The 15,334-nt window shown below is 53.7% G+C and carries 9 protein-coding genes, 3 tRNA genes, 3 rRNA genes and 1 pseudogene; 10 read left to right on the forward strand and 6 right to left on the reverse strand.

Annotation, left to right across the window (positions count from 1 at the left end):
* Positions 1–75 precede the first annotated feature (75 nt).
* Positions 76–402: an Arc family DNA-binding protein gene (locus ATI02_RS24625; RefSeq protein WP_003178899.1), complete on the reverse strand. Its 327-nt coding sequence runs from the start codon at positions 400–402 to the stop codon at positions 76–78.
* Positions 403–790: 388 nt separating this feature from the next.
* On the opposite strand from ATI02_RS24625, the gene phnN reads away from it, so the two are divergent.
* Positions 791–1,360, forward strand: a complete 570-nt coding sequence (gene phnN, locus ATI02_RS24630; protein ID WP_100848494.1) for a phosphonate metabolism protein/1,5-bisphosphokinase (PRPP-forming) PhnN — start codon at positions 791–793, stop codon at positions 1,358–1,360.
* Here the strand turns inward: phnN and ATI02_RS33385 are convergent.
* The 4 genes and pseudogenes from ATI02_RS33385 to ATI02_RS24645 form a co-directional block, all read right to left on the reverse strand.
* A pseudogene (locus ATI02_RS33385) lies at positions 1,335–1,421 on the reverse strand (PA3371 family protein); the annotation flags it as partial. The gene phnN and the pseudogene ATI02_RS33385 overlap by 26 nt on opposite strands.
* Positions 1,418–2,580 (reverse strand): IS3 family transposase gene (locus tag ATI02_RS24635; protein ID WP_095191983.1). Its coding sequence is split into 2 segments (ribosomal slippage): positions 1,418–2,325 and positions 2,325–2,580, totalling 1,164 coding nucleotides; the frame shifts between segments, so codons are not numbered across the junction. The pseudogene ATI02_RS33385 and the gene ATI02_RS24635, both read right to left, overlap by 4 nt.
* Positions 2,549–2,752, reverse strand: a complete 204-nt coding sequence (locus ATI02_RS24640) for a hypothetical protein (RefSeq protein WP_100847640.1) — start codon at positions 2,750–2,752, stop codon at positions 2,549–2,551. Before ATI02_RS24640 ends, ATI02_RS24635 begins: the two co-directional genes overlap by 32 nt.
* Positions 2,753–2,772: 20 nt before the next feature.
* Positions 2,773–3,000 carry a hypothetical protein gene (locus tag ATI02_RS24645; protein WP_095191763.1) on the reverse strand — a complete coding sequence of 76 codons (228 nt, stop codon included), beginning with the start codon at positions 2,998–3,000 and terminating at the stop codon, positions 2,773–2,775.
* 298 nt (positions 3,001–3,298) lie between these two features.
* Between ATI02_RS24645 and ATI02_RS24650 the strand changes: the two genes are divergently transcribed.
* The 7 genes from ATI02_RS24650 (at position 3,299) to ATI02_RS24690 (ending at position 11,424) form a co-directional block, all read left to right on the forward strand.
* Positions 3,299–3,375: transfer RNA gene (locus ATI02_RS24650), tRNA-Arg, on the forward strand.
* A 1,021-nt stretch (positions 3,376–4,396) separates the two neighbouring features.
* A 16S ribosomal RNA gene (locus tag ATI02_RS24660) occupies positions 4,397–5,933 on the forward strand.
* Positions 5,934–6,095: 162 nt separating this feature from the next.
* A tRNA-Ile gene (locus ATI02_RS24665) sits at positions 6,096–6,172 on the forward strand.
* Between the two features lie 30 nt (positions 6,173–6,202).
* Positions 6,203–6,278 (forward strand) — tRNA-Ala (locus tag ATI02_RS24670).
* Between the two features lie 246 nt (positions 6,279–6,524).
* Positions 6,525–9,418, forward strand: a 23S ribosomal RNA gene (locus ATI02_RS24675).
* Positions 9,419–9,569: 151 nt separating this feature from the next.
* Positions 9,570–9,685 (forward strand): 5S ribosomal RNA (gene rrf, locus ATI02_RS24680).
* The 16S, 23S and 5S rRNA genes sit together here with 2 tRNA genes alongside, the layout of an rRNA operon.
* Positions 9,686–10,122: 437 nt before the next feature.
* Positions 10,123–11,424: an IS4 family transposase gene (locus ATI02_RS24690; protein ID WP_100848404.1), complete on the forward strand. Its 1,302-nt coding sequence runs from the start codon at positions 10,123–10,125 to the stop codon at positions 11,422–11,424.
* Positions 11,425–11,435: 11 nt separating this feature from the next.
* Here the strand turns inward: ATI02_RS24690 and ATI02_RS24695 are convergent, their stop codons facing one another.
* Positions 11,436–12,644, reverse strand: a complete 1,209-nt coding sequence (locus ATI02_RS24695; RefSeq protein ID WP_238156207.1) for a lysozyme inhibitor LprI family protein — start codon at positions 12,642–12,644, stop codon at positions 11,436–11,438.
* Between the two features lie 251 nt (positions 12,645–12,895).
* Here ATI02_RS24695 and ATI02_RS24700 point away from each other — a divergent pair, with 251 nt between their 5' ends.
* Both ATI02_RS24700 and ATI02_RS24705 read left to right on the forward strand, forming a co-directional pair.
* The gene (locus ATI02_RS24700; RefSeq protein WP_095191860.1) at positions 12,896–14,500 is read left to right on the forward strand and encodes a tetratricopeptide repeat-containing response regulator; all 1,605 of its coding nucleotides are present in this window, start codon (positions 12,896–12,898) and stop codon (positions 14,498–14,500) included.
* Entirely contained in the window at positions 14,497–15,189 is a 693-nt protein-coding gene (locus ATI02_RS24705) for a sensor histidine kinase (protein WP_095191859.1), read from the forward strand. The genes ATI02_RS24700 and ATI02_RS24705 overlap by 4 nt, the downstream gene beginning before the upstream one ends.
* The last annotated feature ends 145 nt before the right edge of the window (positions 15,190–15,334 follow it).

The following is a 15,334-nucleotide window of genomic DNA, read 5'->3' on the forward strand; positions in this document are numbered from 1 at the left end:
CCGGTATATCTGCCAGCCCAAACGCTGGGCAAAGAAAAGCCAGCATTCACGCTGGCTTGAGATATTTGGTTCGGCTCAGGACGCGTCTGCGGCCATTTCGGCGTCGTGGGCGATCAGCGACACCAAAGCGTTTTGCTGGCGGTGAGAGAGTTGACGGAATCGTTGCAGCAACTCGCGCTCATGCAACGAAAGCTCGGGGCTGTCTAGGCGCATGCTCAGCTCTTCGCCCAGTGCGCCTTCCTGAATAAGACTCTGCTCAAGGCGCGCAATGATTTCGGAGTTCATGCTGCGATGATGATTGCGAGCCACCTCGGCAATGCGTTCACGCATTCCGTCTGGCAGACGTACGACGAACTTGTCAGCCGTACGGCTGGAATAAATTGCCTGTTTCAATGGGCGCATATATTTAACCGGTTAGTTCAGGGGAGCGGTTCTCGGGATTGGCCGCAGGATGTGTTTTAGGACAAGCATCCGCACCAAATGGTTCAACGTGAATTGTTGAGAGGCGCGCATCATGCCTCAAAATTGCCAGATCATTGGCGTCAATTCTGTGACAAATATTGAGCCGGATAAAGGCGTAATGCCAGCACCAATTATCAGAAATGCGGACTGGTTTGAAAACTTTGCCTAGTCTCGCGTCACTGTCCGCTTCCAAGCGCTCATCAAATGATGTCCGAAGACATCAGGGCGTGCATTCTATGCGGATTTAGATCCTTGTTCCTTACCTGTACAGAATAGTGGCAATTTGCCGATTTACTAGTGCTGAGGCATGTCGGAGGGCGTTTTCAAGATGGGTGGCAGGCTTATTTATCTGATGGGCCCCTCGGGTTCAGGCAAGGACAGCCTGATCGAAGCCGCGCGTGAGCCTTTGCGTTTGTTGAGCTGCGAAGTGATGCGTCGGGTGATTACGCGTTCGGCGGAATCGATGGGTGAAGATGCGATCGGCGTGACGCAGGAGGAGTTCGAGCGCCGTCTTCGCGAAGGTGGCTTCTCTCTGGTATGGCATGCCAATGGTTTGTCCTATGGGATTCCAGTAGAAATGGATCAGTGGTTGAAAGCGGGGCGACATGTATTGGTGAACGGCTCTCGCGCCAATCTGCGGCAAGCGCAAACACGCTACCCGTCACTGTTACCCGTTTTATTGACAGTCAAGGATGAGGTGTTGCGAGAGAGACTGCTCAAGCGTGGTCGAGAAACGATTGAGCAGATCGATGCGAGGCTTGCCCGCAACGCTCTGTTCAAGGAAAGGAGGTCAAGTGACAGACCTGTGTGTCTTATCGACAACTCCGGCGACTTGCCTGACGCCGTCAGTCAGCTGCTCGATTGGGTAAGGGTTAACGCAATACTGGGTCGAACTTGATTTTACGTCCGGCAATCAGTGCTAATACGAACAGCACCGCAAATACGCCTGTAGTGGTCAACTAATCCCGGACACGACGTTAAGTTTTTTCTCGGCCTGAGCTGGGGCCAGTCCGTTGTTGAATTGGTGCGGTCTAATCCAGTTGTACCGATGCATCAGGTAATGACTGATGTCGCGGTGCGCTTCTTGAGCTGTCATGTAGCCCACGGTCGGTATCCATTCAGTTTTCAAGCTGCGAAACACACGCTCCATCGGCGCGTTATCCCAGCAGTTTCCACGACGGCTCATGCTTTGGCGCATGCGGTAACGCCAGAGCCGTTGGCGAAACTGGCGACTGCCATATTGCGAGCCCTGATCCGAGTGAAACAGAAGCCCTTGAGGCCTGCCACGCTGTTCGTAAGCCATGTCCAACGCCTTGATGACCAGATCCGCATCCGGCTTGTTCGACAGCGCCCAGCCCACCACTCGGCGCGCGTAAAGATCCATAACGACAGCCAGGTAATGCCATTTCCCTTGAGCCCAGATGTAGGTGATGTCGCCACACCAGACCTGATTCGGCGCCGGCACATCAAACTCTCGATTCAATATGTTCGGAATGTCAGGCCGCTCAACCGTCGCTTGTTTGTAGGCATGTGATCCAGGTTGTTTACTGACCAACTCCAGTTCCCGCATCAGGCCTCGCACCTTGAACCGCCCAATTTGCTCGCCGTCTTCCTGCATCATCGACACGATGCTGCGGCTACCGGCGGCGCTTCGACTTTGCGTAAACAGTTCGTTAACCCGGCTGCGCAACCGAAGCCGCTCAACGTCTGGAGTTCGGCGCCTGAGACGATGGGCGTAGTAACACGAACGAGTGACGTCAAAGACTGCGCAAAGCCAATCAACCGGCTCTTGGGGGCTCAGTTGATCAATCAGCGCGTGCGCTCGTGCTCTTCCGACATCAAGAGCGCGGTAGCCTTTTTTAAAATGGATTTCTCCCGCTCAAGTCGAGCGATTCGAGCTTCCAATTCCTGGATTTTCTGTTGCTCTGGCGTCAGCGCTTTACTCTGCGGAGTAACGCCAGTGCGCTCCTGCTGAAGCTGATTAACCCAGCGGCGCAACGCGGACTCAACCACACCAAGCGAGCGGCTGGCTTCGATATGGCTATAGCCTTGATCGAGCACGAGGCCTGCGGCCTCGCGTTTGAATTCAGCGGAAAAAGAACGACGTTGTTTGGTCATCAGACACCTCTATCTGGCGAGCATTCTCGCCTAAATGGGTGTCCGGTTTCATTAGACCACTACAGCCGCATCCGATCAGAGGCAGCGATATTTCGGTTTCCTCGAATAGCGAAAGATGCATGACGCCACTCAATAAGCCGAGGATCAGAAATCCTGCTGCTGATTTAGACATGCTGTACTCCTGAAAATATTTCAAAAAACAAGACGATCGCTTGCGTGCGCTGACAGCGTCTGCTCAGGCGAGCTCGCTACTCGGAGCTCAACGATCTGATTGCTCAACACCGCCAATTGCGGTGTTTTCTGCACCTGCAAGTAATGCGGCATACGCTGAGCGATCGGCGCGCCCTTTTCGAGCGAGAAGTGGAAACCCACCAAAATCGCCAAAGCGATCGCATTGGCAAGCACAAGAGTAGTGTTCATGGCGTGGCGCTCCGATTGTTCTTCTTTCTATAGAACAGGCAAAGCAGCCGTCGTGCCAATAGTCTAACCGCTACTAAGTCCTTTAAAAACAAGCATTTGAGAAGGTTTTCCTAATTATCCTGGTTGCAATCTGCAATGATAGCTTTTTGGGGTAGTGCAAAATGCACGGTAATTCTTCCCGCAGCACTGCAAGGCGCCTGCCTACACTTAAAAGTCCTACGGATGACATGACAAATTAGGGCTTGACCGTTAACATGCTCGCCGTCCGTCGCTCATCATCTAAAAGCGACAATCGTGTGTCTCAGTAGCTCAATTGGATAGAGCATCCCCCTCCTAAGGGGAAGGTTGGCAGTTCGAACCTGCCCTGGGACACCATCTGATTCAGGCCTTCCTGGCCATTTTCTCTCCACTGCGTTTCTCTGTGATAGCAGCGTGGCGGCTGAGAAATAATTAAAGCCCCCTTCGAATGATCTGCAGGGGGCTTTTTCGTATTCACCGCTCAATGAAGATGCAGATGGTAGATCTGCTGGAACTCTTGTTGAGTGTGCAAGAGCTCCTGTTCTCCCTGCTGCGGTCGTACTCATGAGTGGTGTGATTTCAAAAGATCGATGACTTTGAGTTAGGGGCCGAGCCATCGGCTTTGCCAGCATGCTGAACGCTTGCGCGCTTCTCGGGGCGGGGGCAGTTGCTCAAGTCGATCTGCCGTCATCCCGGGAACCTCAACCAGGTACTCGTCGACAATCGTTCTCTTCGTGATCAGCGGCGAGCGGTTCGAGTGGTTCTCGGGCGCGGATCTGCTGTGCCTTCCTTTATATAGAGGGGAATTTTAAGTCTTTTGGAGAAAGGCGAAATTAACGGTTGACGGCAGATTCCAGACGTCTATAATTCGCCCCACTTCCGGCGCAGTCGAAACGGAAAACTCCTTGAGATTCAATGAGTTATACGGTTTTCGATAGCGGATTGCTTCAGTTCATCGAAGCCTGGAAGGAGTTGAAAGAGCGATAATGTTTGGCTCTTTTAACGGTTCGATCTTCTCGGTCGAAAGCGGAGAAAAAGAGGTGTTGACAGCAGCGTGTAACGCTGTAGAATTCGCCTCCCGCTAACGAGAGATCGGAAGCGCAAGTGGTTGAAGTTGTTGAAGAATTCTTCGAAAACTTCTGAAAATAATCACTTGACAGCAAATGAGGCTGCTGTAGAGTGCGCGCCTCGGTTGAGACGAAAGATCTTAACCAACCGCTCTTTAACAACTGAATCAAGCAATTCGTGTGGGTGCTTGTGGAGTCAGACTGATAGTCAACAAGATTATCAGCATCACAAGTTACTCCGCGAGAAATCAAAGATGTAACCAACGATTGCTGAGCCAAGTTTAGGGTTTCTTAAAAACCCAAAGATGTTTGAACTGAAGAGTTTGATCATGGCTCAGATTGAACGCTGGCGGCAGGCCTAACACATGCAAGTCGAGCGGATGAAAGGAGCTTGCTCCTGGATTCAGCGGCGGACGGGTGAGTAATGCCTAGGAATCTGCCTGGTAGTGGGGGACAACGTTTCGAAAGGAACGCTAATACCGCATACGTCCTACGGGAGAAAGCAGGGGACCTTCGGGCCTTGCGCTATCAGATGAGCCTAGGTCGGATTAGCTAGTTGGTGAGGTAATGGCTCACCAAGGCGACGATCCGTAACTGGTCTGAGAGGATGATCAGTCACACTGGAACTGAGACACGGTCCAGACTCCTACGGGAGGCAGCAGTGGGGAATATTGGACAATGGGCGAAAGCCTGATCCAGCCATGCCGCGTGTGTGAAGAAGGTCTTCGGATTGTAAAGCACTTTAAGTTGGGAGGAAGGGCAGTAAATTAATACTTTGCTGTTTTGACGTTACCGACAGAATAAGCACCGGCTAACTCTGTGCCAGCAGCCGCGGTAATACAGAGGGTGCAAGCGTTAATCGGAATTACTGGGCGTAAAGCGCGCGTAGGTGGTTTGTTAAGTTGGATGTGAAATCCCCGGGCTCAACCTGGGAACTGCATTCAAAACTGACAAGCTAGAGTATGGTAGAGGGTGGTGGAATTTCCTGTGTAGCGGTGAAATGCGTAGATATAGGAAGGAACACCAGTGGCGAAGGCGACCACCTGGACTGATACTGACACTGAGGTGCGAAAGCGTGGGGAGCAAACAGGATTAGATACCCTGGTAGTCCACGCCGTAAACGATGTCAACTAGCCGTTGGGAGCCTTGAGCTCTTAGTGGCGCAGCTAACGCATTAAGTTGACCGCCTGGGGAGTACGGCCGCAAGGTTAAAACTCAAATGAATTGACGGGGGCCCGCACAAGCGGTGGAGCATGTGGTTTAATTCGAAGCAACGCGAAGAACCTTACCAGGCCTTGACATCCAATGAACTTTCCAGAGATGGATTGGTGCCTTCGGGAACATTGAGACAGGTGCTGCATGGCTGTCGTCAGCTCGTGTCGTGAGATGTTGGGTTAAGTCCCGTAACGAGCGCAACCCTTGTCCTTAGTTACCAGCACGTTATGGTGGGCACTCTAAGGAGACTGCCGGTGACAAACCGGAGGAAGGTGGGGATGACGTCAAGTCATCATGGCCCTTACGGCCTGGGCTACACACGTGCTACAATGGTCGGTACAAAGGGTTGCCAAGCCGCGAGGTGGAGCTAATCCCATAAAACCGATCGTAGTCCGGATCGCAGTCTGCAACTCGACTGCGTGAAGTCGGAATCGCTAGTAATCGCGAATCAGAATGTCGCGGTGAATACGTTCCCGGGCCTTGTACACACCGCCCGTCACACCATGGGAGTGGGTTGCACCAGAAGTAGCTAGTCTAACCTTCGGGAGGACGGTTACCACGGTGTGATTCATGACTGGGGTGAAGTCGTAACAAGGTAGCCGTAGGGGAACCTGCGGCTGGATCACCTCCTTAATCGACGACATCAGCTGCTGCATGAGCTCCCACACGAATTGCTTGATTCATTGAAGAAGACGAAAGAAGCAGCCTGTATCGGTTTGTAGCTGAGTTGGTTAGAGCGTACCCCATGCTTTGTGGTTAAGAGCAGGGTGAGGTCGGCCTTAGTAGCTCGAAATTGGGTCTGTAGCTCAGTTGGTTAGAGCGCACCCCTGATAAGGGTGAGGTCGGCAGTTCGAATCTGCCCAGACCCACCAATTTTGTGTGGGAAACGCCTGTAGAAATACGGGGCCATAGCTCAGCTGGGAGAGCGCCTGCCTTGCACGCAGGAGGTCAGCGGTTCGATCCCGCTTGGCTCCACCACTACTGCTTCTGAAGTATAAAGCTTAGAAATGAGCATTCCATCGATTCGATGGTGGATGTTGATTTCTAGTCTTTGACTAGTTCGTTCTTTAAAAATTTGGGTATGTGATAGAAAGATAGACTGAACGTTACTTTCACTGGTAACGGATCAGGCTAAGGTAAAATTTGTGAGTTCTCTTAATTGAGAAATTCGAATTTTCGGCGAATGTCGTCTTCACAGTATAACCAGATTGCTTGGGGTTATATGGTCAAGTGAAGAAGCGCATACGGTGGATGCCTTGGCAGTCAGAGGCGATGAAAGACGTGGTAGCCTGCGAAAAGCTTCGGGGAGTCGGCAAACAGACTTTGATCCGGAGATGTCTGAATGGGGGAACCCAGCCATCATAAGATGGTTATCTTGTACTGAATACATAGGTGCAAGAGGCGAACCAGGGGAACTGAAACATCTAAGTACCCTGAGGAAAAGAAATCAACCGAGATTCCCTTAGTAGTGGCGAGCGAACGGGGACTAGCCCTTAAGTGGCTTTGAGATTAGCGGAACGCTCTGGAAAGTGCGGCCATAGTGGGTGATAGCCCTGTACGCGAAAATCTCTTAGTCATGAAATCGAGTAGGACGGAGCACGAGAAACTTTGTCTGAATATGGGGGGACCATCCTCCAAGGCTAAATACTACTGACTGACCGATAGTGAACTAGTACCGTGAGGGAAAGGCGAAAAGAACCCCGGAGAGGGGAGTGAAATAGATCCTGAAACCGTATGCGTACAAGCAGTGGGAGCCCACTTTGTTGGGTGACTGCGTACCTTTTGTATAATGGGTCAGCGACTTATTTTCAGTGGCGAGCTTAACCGAATAGGGGAGGCGTAGCGAAAGCGAGTCTTAATAGGGCGTCTAGTCGCTGGGAATAGACCCGAAACCGGGCGATCTATCCATGGGCAGGTTGAAGGTTGGGTAACACTAACTGGAGGACCGAACCGACTACCGTTGAAAAGTTAGCGGATGACCTGTGGATCGGAGTGAAAGGCTAATCAAGCTCGGAGATAGCTGGTTCTCCTCGAAAGCTATTTAGGTAGCGCCTCATGTATCACTGTAGGGGGTAGAGCACTGTTTCGGCTAGGGGGTCATCCCGACTTACCAAACCGATGCAAACTCCGAATACCTACAAGTGCCGAGCATGGGAGACACACGGCGGGTGCTAACGTCCGTCGTGAAAAGGGAAACAACCCAGACCGTCAGCTAAGGTCCCAAAGTTATGGTTAAGTGGGAAACGATGTGGGAAGGCTTAGACAGCTAGGAGGTTGGCTTAGAAGCAGCCACCCTTTAAAGAAAGCGTAATAGCTCACTAGTCGAGTCGGCCTGCGCGGAAGATGTAACGGGGCTCAAACCATACACCGAAGCTACGGGTATCATCTTCGGATGATGCGGTAGAGGAGCGTTCTGTAAGCCTGTGAAGGTGAGTTGAGAAGCTTGCTGGAGGTATCAGAAGTGCGAATGCTGACATGAGTAACGACAATGGGTGTGAAAAACACCCACGCCGAAAGACCAAGGTTTCCTGCGCAACGTTAATCGACGCAGGGTTAGTCGGTCCCTAAGGCGAGGCTGAAAAGCGTAGTCGATGGAAAACAGGTTAATATTCCTGTACTTCTGGTTATTGCGATGGAGGGACGGAGAAGGCTAGGCCAGCTTGGCGTTGGTTGTCCAAGTTTAAGGTGGTAGGCTGAGATCTTAGGTAAATCCGGGATCTTAAGGCCGAGAGCTGATGACGAGTGTTCTTTTAGAACACGAAGTGGTTGATGCCATGCTTCCAAGAAAAGCTTCTAAGCTTCAGGTAACCAGGAACCGTACCCCAAACCGACACAGGTGGTTGGGTAGAGAATACCAAGGCGCTTGAGAGAACTCGGGTGAAGGAACTAGGCAAAATGGCACCGTAACTTCGGGAGAAGGTGCGCCGGTGAGGGTGAAGGACTTGCTCCGTAAGCTCATGCCGGTCGAAGATACCAGGCCGCTGCGACTGTTTATTAAAAACACAGCACTCTGCAAACACGAAAGTGGACGTATAGGGTGTGACGCCTGCCCGGTGCCGGAAGGTTAATTGATGGGGTTAGCTAACGCGAAGCTCTTGATCGAAGCCCCGGTAAACGGCGGCCGTAACTATAACGGTCCTAAGGTAGCGAAATTCCTTGTCGGGTAAGTTCCGACCTGCACGAATGGCGTAACGATGGCGGCGCTGTCTCCACCCGAGACTCAGTGAAATTGAAATCGCTGTGAAGATGCAGTGTATCCGCGGCTAGACGGAAAGACCCCGTGAACCTTTACTATAGCTTTGCACTGGACTTTGAATTTGCTTGTGTAGGATAGGTGGGAGGCTTTGAAGCGTGGACGCCAGTTCGCGTGGAGCCATCCTTGAAATACCACCCTGGCAACTTTGAGGTTCTAACTCAGGTCCGTTATCCGGATCGAGGACAGTGTATGGTGGGTAGTTTGACTGGGGCGGTCTCCTCCTAAAGAGTAACGGAGGAGTACGAAGGTGCGCTCAGACCGGTCGGAAATCGGTCGTAGAGTATAAAGGCAAAAGCGCGCTTGACTGCGAGACAGACACGTCGAGCAGGTACGAAAGTAGGTCTTAGTGATCCGGTGGTTCTGTATGGAAGGGCCATCGCTCAACGGATAAAAGGTACTCCGGGGATAACAGGCTGATACCGCCCAAGAGTTCATATCGACGGCGGTGTTTGGCACCTCGATGTCGGCTCATCACATCCTGGGGCTGAAGCCGGTCCCAAGGGTATGGCTGTTCGCCATTTAAAGTGGTACGCGAGCTGGGTTTAGAACGTCGTGAGACAGTTCGGTCCCTATCTGCCGTGGACGTTTGAGATTTGAGAGGGGCTGCTCCTAGTACGAGAGGACCGGAGTGGACGAACCTCTGGTGTTCCGGTTGTCACGCCAGTGGCATTGCCGGGTAGCTATGTTCGGGAAAGATAACCGCTGAAAGCATCTAAGCGGGAAACTTGCCTCAAGATGAGATCTCACTGGAACCTTGAGTTCCCTGAAGGGCCGTCGAAGACTACGACGTTGATAGGTTGGGTGTGTAAGCGCTGTGAGGCGTTGAGCTAACCAATACTAATTGCCCGTGAGGCTTGACCATATAACACCCAAGCAATTTGCGTCGAAGAGACCAGATTGCGGTGTGTGAAGACGAAACGAACCGAAAGTTCGATGTTCACAAACACCGACAGCTGTCACATACCCAATTTGCTGAAGCGAGGCCATCAGGTCACGACTCAGTACCCGAATTTCTTGACGACCATAGAGCGTTGGAACCACCTGATCCCATCCCGAACTCAGCAGTGAAACGATGCATCGCCGATGGTAGTGTGGGGTTTCCCCATGTGAGAGTAGGTCATCGTCAAGATTAAATTCCGAAACCCCAATTGCGAAAGCAGTTGGGGTTTTGTTTTGCCCGAAGGAAAGTTCTTATCCCTGAACAACCTGCCCCGGGCTTCAGCGCTTTTGTCGGTTTGCAAAAAAGCCCCGAACAGGATGACCTGGGGGGGCTCTTTCTGACTCAAGTGCTGGATCTACTCTGCGTCCGCGGCACCGCCTCCGACTTTACCAATCGAGGTACTGATCTCCGTGATGCGACGGCGGCCATTCACCTCGTAGCTGCGTTCCTCTTCTATTGATTCCGGCTTGCGTAAGCTCAATTGCCCAAACAGCCCATGTTTCTCGCTCTAAGTGCCATCCCTTTCAAGGTCTTAGGTAAAATCCCCTGATACTTCAGCCAGGAGGACCCGAACGATGTGGGCCGATGTTCTAGCGCGTTTCGAGAAAAAAGCACCTGCCAGTGTCATGGCCAAATTGGCGCTGGAGCAGGCCATTGCGCCTGAGTGGATTGATCAGGTCTTCGAAGAGCATCGGCAACGGCAGTATTCTCGTGAGCTACTGTTCTCGACCATCATCAAGCTGATGTCCCTTGTTTCATTGGGCTTGAAGCCATCCCTGCACGCCGCCGCGCGGCAACTGGAAGATCTTCCTGTCAGTTTGGCTGCCCTCTACGACAAGATCAGTCGTACTGAACCTGCGCTGTTACGCGCTCTGGTCACAGGTTGTGCGCAACGTCTGACTCCGACCATCAAGGAGCTGGGCTGCACCAAAACGTTGCCGGGCTGGCAGCTTCGAGTGGTGGACGGCAATCATTTGGCTTCCACTGAGAAACGTCTGGGCGCTCTACGCCATGAGCGAGGCGCCGCTCGTCCTGGCTTTTCGGTGGTTGTTTACGACCCCGATCTCGATCAGGTCATCGACCTTCAGGCGTGTGAGGATGCCTACGCAAGCGAGCGTGTTTGCGTGCTGCCTCTACTGGCCAATGCCGAGCCAGGCCAAGTGTGGCTGGCTGATCGACTCTATTGCACGCTCCCGGTCATGGAGGCTTGTGAGCAGGTCCAGACATCCTTTGTCATTCGTCAGCAAGCCAAACATCCACGCCTGATTCAAGAGGGTGAGTGGCAAGAACCCGTGCCTGTGGAAACAGGCACTGTGCGTGAGCAGATCATCCAGGTCAGAGGCGGTTACCAATGTCGGCGTGTCGAACTGACGCTTCATTCGCCAACAGACTCGGGTGACAGCAGCTTGATGTTCTGGAGCAATCTACCCCAAAGCGTCAGCGCACAGCAGATCGCGCAACTCTATCGCCGTCGCTGGAGCATTGAAGGCATGTTCCAGCGACTGGAAGCGATCCTGGAAAGTGAAATCGAAACTCTTGGCAGCCCAAAGGCTGCCTTACTCGGGTTCGCCACTGCGGTGTTGGCCTACAACGTCCTGGCCGTCCTCAAACGAAGCGTCGAGCAAGCTCACCGGGATACCCAGCCTGACGGCTGGGAAGCCTCGATCTATCACTTGGCGGTTCAGGTCAGGAGTGGTTATGAGGGAATGCAGATTGCGCTGCCTTCGGAATATCTTCCCGTCATTCCTCTGGAAAAACTGGCCCAGCGCTTACTAGAGCTGGCCAGCAACATCCAACCCAAACAAGTTGCGAAAAGCCCCCGTGGCCCCAAAGTGCCTAAGCCCAAGACATGGGTCCAAGGCACGGCGGTGCATGCGCATGTTTCAACGGACAGAGTAATCAAGGCTGCCAAAACTAAAAGACCTTGAAAGGGATGGCTCTAAGTGCCGAACCAATTGTTCAATCGCGCAATAAAACACTCAGTACCAATGATTACCGGGAAGTCGGCAACGGACTCGACTGCGTAATACCCAGCACCGTAGCCGTAATACTCCTCCTCGCTATCCTTGGCAGACTGAGGAATGGGGCAGATCGGTTGTCTCTCTTGTCTCGTACCAGATAGTTCTTCATCCATCGTGGCCAAGCCTTGAGTGAGTGCCTGTTGCAGTTCAGGCTTGAGCTTGTAAGTGATGTTGTTGCCGTTGTGGTGCTGGGTGCGGGGGATGCGCAGTTGATAGCGGTAGTGAACGGTGACGATGGGCACTTCGCGGTTCATTTGCAGGGGGCTGAGCAGGTACACCTGATCGACACCATATCCACTGTCTCGGTAGGCGGCGTAGACCTTGCCGCGCACGGTTATCCAGTTCACCGACTGGTTGGCACCACGATCGTTAGTGGAGTACAGCGAACTGCCAACGCCTGACTCCTTATCAAGAGCAGCCGTTCTGCGGGTAAATCGATCGCCGTCACGGCGATAGGTTTCGAATAACGTGAATAGGCCGGTGCCACCTATATAGGTCTGAACGATGAGGTCGCGCTGTCCGTCGCCGTCCAGATCAAACAACGTAAACGTGATTTGACCAAGCTCGGTATGGGCGTTCAGGTTCGAGGCGAGCAAGGCGCTCCATTCATGCCGACTGACACCCTTTGGGACTGCTTTGGGAACGTGAGTCTTCTCCGAGTATTGATCGTCATCAGGCTCGGAGGAAAATGAAGTCTGACGGGTTTTGATCGCCAAGGAGTCGAGTGTTCGCTCCAGGGCAAACTCCGGATCGTTTTCGCTGGCCGCCCGGATGCGTTTTTGCAGATCGTCCAGAACCTGTTTATCGAGGTCGCTCGGTTTGAAGACAACAGCCTCCTTCCACTGCGCTTGCAACAACTGCAAACGCTCGCGATAGCTTTGCTCCAGGCAAGTATCTTCAACGCAGTCGTTGCGTGCTTTTAGCCAAAGCCGTTGAGTGCTCTTGAGTTCAGCTTGGCCATCACTGGAAGCCTTCATCAATTCCCGATAAACCGTTCCCATCTGTGTATCCAGTTCGTACACGATTTTATTGGCACAAATAGTCTTTTCAACGGTGTTCGCCGCTTTTGTGCAGTCCATTCCAGCCGCCGTCGCCTCCTGGATAATCAGAAGAGCACAGGCGGACACGATGCAGCGTCCTTTGCTGTACACGAGGTAAACCCTGTATCGGTAGAGTAGAAGGCGCGCAGAGTAATCGCTGCGCAAGGAATCTTGAAGTGCTTGCTTCAGGGAACGTCACTTGTGGCCGATAACCCGATCGGCTCTTGCAATCTCATCGGCCGCGAATGAAATCACTTGATAGCATTTTGCCTGCAGTTATCATCTTCGCGCCTGTAAAAGCCCTCGGTACTTTTAATTCAATTGCCTGGAAATCTTCGATGCTGTCGTATCACCAAAAGAGTTTTCTGATCGTCGATGATTTCTCGGATTTCCGCAGCTCCGTGCGCTCGATGTTGCGCGAGTTGGGGGTCAAGGACGTGGACACCGCCGACACCGGTGAGCAGGCGCTGAAGATGTGTGCGCAGAAGTCCTACGATTTCATCCTGCAGGATTTCCATCTCGGCGACGGCAAGAAGAACGGCCAGCAGGTACTCGAAGACCTGATGCTGGAAAAACTCATCAGCCACGAAGCCGTGTTTGTCATGGTCACGGCCGAGACCAGTCAGGCGATGGTGCTCAGTGCTTTGGAGCACGAGCCGGATGCGTACCTGACCAAACCGTTCAACCGTTCTGGCCTGGCCCAGCGGCTGGAGCGTCTGGAGCAGCGCAAGACGTTGCTCAAACCTATTCTGCAAGCCCTCGACCGTGGCAAACCGGTCGAGGTGCTCAACGCGTGCATCGCTCTGTGCAAACAGGACATCCGTTATTCGCCGCTGTGCCTGCGCTACCGTGCTGATGCCTTGCGCGACTTGAATCAGAACGAAGCACTGGAGCGTCTCTACGACAGCATCATTGCTGACCGGCCGTTGCCGTGGGCGTTTGCCGGGTTGGGCAAGTTGCTGTTCAAGCGCGGGCAAGTGGCTCAGGCCAAAGGCGTCTACGAAAAAGCCTTGAAAGTGTTCCCGATGATGCCAGCGCTATATGACGGGATGGCCGACGTGCTGGTTTCCGAGGGCGATACCAAAGGCGCGCAGCGGGTGCTGGAAGAGGCGATTCGGCTGTCGCCGCTGGCGGTGCGTCGACAGGCGTTGCTCGGCAAACTGGCGATGACCAACGAAGATTTCGATACGGCCTCGCGGGCTTACCGTCAGGCCGTATCGCAGGGCGCGCAGTCGCGTTTCAAGGATCCGGAAAGCAACCTCGGCCTGGCCCATGCGCTGATCAGCAAAGGCAGTGAGCGCGGTCTCGACACGCGCACGCGACTGGAGATCAACACAACGCTGAGCGCCGTGGCCAAAGAGAACCCGACCGACCCCGGTTTGCAGATTCGCGCGCGTTTGATGAAGGCCACCAGTCTGCTGCTCAACGACGCCGAAACCGCCGACAAGCTCACCGAGCAGGCCATAATGCGCCTCGACGGCATGGAACAGTTCATGAGCCCGGAAGCCGCGCTGCTCGTCGCCAAGCAGTTGCAGATGCTCGGTCAGGCCGAGGCGGGCACCTCCATGCTCAAGAGCTGCGCGGAGATCTACGGCGACGATCCGGCGGTGATGAAAGACATCGCCAAGCTCACCGATGACCCGACTATTCTCAGTTCCAGCAACGCCGCCGCCGACCTCAACCGTCAGGGCGTGCGCGTGTACAAGACCGGTAACCTGGTGGAGGCCCGCGAAGTCTTCCGCAAGGCGCTGAAAATGCAACCGAAGAACATCAGTATCGCGCTGAACATGGCCCAGTCGCTGCTGCACGGCACCGACACCAGTGTGCCGTCGGCGGAGCTGGAAGAATGTCGGGCCTGCCTGAAAATGGTCGGTCTGATGCCCGACACTGACGCGCGTTACTCGCGTTATCAGAAGCTGAAAAGCAAGGCGTTTGGCGAATGAACCAAGACAAGCAGGCTCTGGATTTTTCCACGGTGATCGCCTCCACCGTTCACGATATGAAGAACTCGCTGGCCATGCTCATGCAGGCCCATAGCCAATGGCTGGCGCGTTTGCCCCAAGCGCAGCGCAGCGGCACGGAGCAGGGCGTGATCGACTTCGAATTCGCTCACCTCAACGGCATGCTGGTGCAACTGCTCGGGCTGTATAAGCTCGGTGTCAATCAGATGCCGTTGCAGCCGGCATATCACGAACTGGATGATTTCATCGAGGCGCAACTGGCGGCGCATCAAGAGGTGTTTGCCAGTCGCGGGATCATCGCCACGTATGAAGTCGATCCGCTGAGTCCGTTGGGGTTCTTCGACCGTGAGCTGGTCGCTTCGGTGCTGGGCAACTGCATCAACAATGCCATTCGTTATGCCCGCGAGTCGCTGCTGATTACTGTCAGCGACGAGGCCGGGCAACTGGTGGTGAGCATCAACGATGACGGCGATGGTTATCCGGCCGAGATGCTTGAGCGTCAGAACGATTACGTGCAGGGCATCAATCACAGCAGCGGCAGCACCGGGCTTGGGTTGTATTTCGCGGCTCGCATCGCCGCGTTGCATCAACGTAATGGCGTTGAAGGACGCACGGAAATTCGCAACGGCGGCCCGTTGGGCGGCGGGGTGTTCAGTCTCTACCTGCCGTGATGCAAGGCTTTTTGTTTGACGCTGCTTGATATTCCGAACGGCCGGAGCCTATTTTGTACGGGTCGCCGTTCGCGGCTCGCACAACAACAAGGATTGCGTCATGACAACCGATGGCCAAGGTTCACTCGCACAGCGATTGACGGGC

It is taken from the genome of Pseudomonas baetica, assembly GCF_002813455.1.
Taxonomy (GTDB): domain Bacteria; phylum Pseudomonadota; class Gammaproteobacteria; order Pseudomonadales; family Pseudomonadaceae; genus Aquipseudomonas; species Aquipseudomonas baetica.